We start from the raw sequence: 2151 nt of genomic DNA on the forward strand, positions 1-2151 counted from the left end.
TTACGTATGCAATCAGTGACGGTCGAGCTTGGGGCCGCGTCCACCATGGAACTGGTGAACGCGCTCTCAACCATCGCCACTGAACTCGCATCGCGAGAAGCCCCGGAATCAGCGGCCGCGTGCCTGGAACTCACCGAAACACTTGTGGCTGCGTGCGATATGCAGGAAAGCGTCCTCGCCGGATTCATCGGCCGAGTCGACGCCTGCGGGGAGCAGGCCCGGTGGGGATATCCCTCCACCCAAGCATGGCTGCGGTCGCGGCTGAGCATGCGCGACAGCCGAGCCAAGGAGCGCCTAACTCTCGCCCGGCAGAGCCACCGCCTGCCGGAGGTCTGCGCACAGTTGGCGGCCGGGGAACTGTCCTACGGATACGCCGTCACCGTCGCCGACTCGGTCGCGCGCCTCGACGACACCGACTGCGCCGAGGCCGAGACAATCCTCCTCGGCTTCGTCGAGCAGGGCTTCTCGGCCGGGAAGGTAGCCGCGTTCGGCCGCCGCATCCGCGACCTCATCGCCGAACGCGACGACACCGAAGACGCGCCCGACGAGGATTCGCGGCGCGGTTACGACAAGTCCTGGCTCACCACCACCCGATCCCTGGACGGCGGCCGGTACGTCAAAGGGTGGCTGAACCCCGAGGATGCCGCGATCTGGGACGGCACGCTCGCTCCGCTGGCCAAGCCGGCCGGACCCGACGACCGTCGTGACCTCCCCGAACGCACCGCAGCGGCGCTGTCGAGCGTGCTGTCGGGCGGGCACAAGGCGTCCAAGGTCACCGTCATCTGCGACCTGGAGACGCTGACCGGAGGCAACGCCCCGGCCCGCCTCACCGACGGCACCCCGATCCCCGCCGCCCAGGCCCGCCGCATCGCCCTCTCGGCCGGAGTCTCACCCCTCCTGCTCGGACGTGGAAACACCCCGCTGTACCTGGGATATCGGGAACGCTTCGCCAGTGCGGCCCAACGGCAGGTGCTGGAGACGCTCTACTCCTCCTGCGCGGTGCGGGGCTGCGAAGTGCCCGGAACGCTGTGCGAGGTCGACCACGTCCACGGCTGGGCACTGGGACGATCGCCCACCGACATCGACCAACTCGCACTCACCTGCGGATGGCACAACCGCTTCAAGCACAGTCGCCCCGAACAGATCCAGATCACCAAGGATCGGGACGGGCGGTACGTCTACCGGCTGCTCCCGCCACCCGACGCCAGAGGATCAGCGACCGGGGCCGGGCCGCCGGGCAGCATCGGCCGCCCATCACCCGATACCCCCGCCCTCGACTGGGCGGCATAACAGCCACGACGGCGGCTGGCGAGCCGTCGCGGCTGTCGCCGCCATGGCCATGGCCTGGGCATGGCCGCTCCCCTCCCCTGGTGCCGCTGGTGCGGGATCGGTCAGGCGACCTTGCGCAGGGTCACGTTCATCGATGCCGTCCAGGTCACGCCGTCGGCGCTGGACTCGTGACGGGCGGCTTGGGTGAGTCCGCCGTCGGTCATCGTTGCGGTGCATCGCGTTCGGTCACCGGTCCACCTGAGGACGTCGCCCTCGATCTCTAGCCGGGAGACGTGGACGTTGCCGAAGCTGTCATAGAACGTGGAGCTGTAGGCCTCGCCGTCAACGCCGATGATCTCGACGCCTCCCACGGACGTGTCGCCGATCTTTCCGTAGGCCGAGTGCACGATGAAGAACCCGCCGGGCGCCCACTCGTACACATCGCTGGTGAGGATCGGAACCGACGGGGCGTCCGCAGTGGCGACCGTGCGGCCTTCGTTGATCCACTTGCCGATGAGAACCTCGAGCGCTTCGTGGCGGTCGTCGCGGACGGGCGTGGCCTGGTCGGTGGTCTCGACACCGGCGGCGACGGTGACGACACGGGCCGACTTGCTGCTGTCACGGGACATCGGAGCTCCTTCGAAGGCTGTCGGGAACGCTTTCCTACGTAGTCGGAGCCGTCATGGCCGCCTCGACATCCCGTCGCGATCTCTTGCCCGATGAAGCCAGCCGCCCCACGTCACTACGGCTTGGTCCGGCGTGACGGTACGGAAGGGGGTGGTGGGGTGGCGCGACCCGGGGCGGGGCAGGCGGAGCCTGCCCCTAACGCTGCCTCAGGGGCCGCAGAGGCTCCAAAGTCAAGGGTGGACGAAGTCCATCGCG

General features: G+C 68.7%; 2 protein-coding genes. One reads left to right on the forward strand and one right to left on the reverse strand.

All coding sequences use genetic code 11. The features are described from left to right. The first annotated feature begins 45 nt into the window (after window positions 1–45). Window positions 46–1290, forward strand: a complete 1245-nt coding sequence (locus tag ABT299_RS52505; protein ID WP_500255454.1) for an HNH endonuclease signature motif containing protein — start codon at window positions 46–48, stop codon at window positions 1288–1290. A 101-nt stretch (window positions 1291–1391) separates the two neighbouring features. Here ABT299_RS52505 and ABT299_RS52510 read toward each other — a convergent pair whose 3' ends face one another. Next, window positions 1392–1898 carry a DUF1579 family protein gene (locus tag ABT299_RS52510; protein WP_500255453.1) on the reverse strand — a complete coding sequence of 169 codons (507 nt, stop codon included), beginning with the start codon at window positions 1896–1898 and terminating at the stop codon, window positions 1392–1394. Between the last annotated feature and the right edge of the window lie 253 nt (window positions 1899–2151).

The organism is Spirillospora sp. NPDC000708, from assembly GCF_040299565.1.
GTDB lineage: Bacteria > Actinomycetota > Actinomycetes > Streptosporangiales > Streptosporangiaceae > Spirillospora.

What these genes read in the sequence shown, in the direction of transcription:
- ABT299_RS52505 (WP_500255454.1), top strand. Translation starts at nt 46, where the DNA reads ATGGAACTGGTGAACGCGCTCTCAACCATCGCCACTGAACTCGCATCG.
- ABT299_RS52510 (WP_500255453.1), bottom strand. Translation starts at nt 1,898, where the DNA reads ATGTCCCGTGACAGCAGCAAGTCGGCCCGTGTCGTCACCGTCGCCGCC.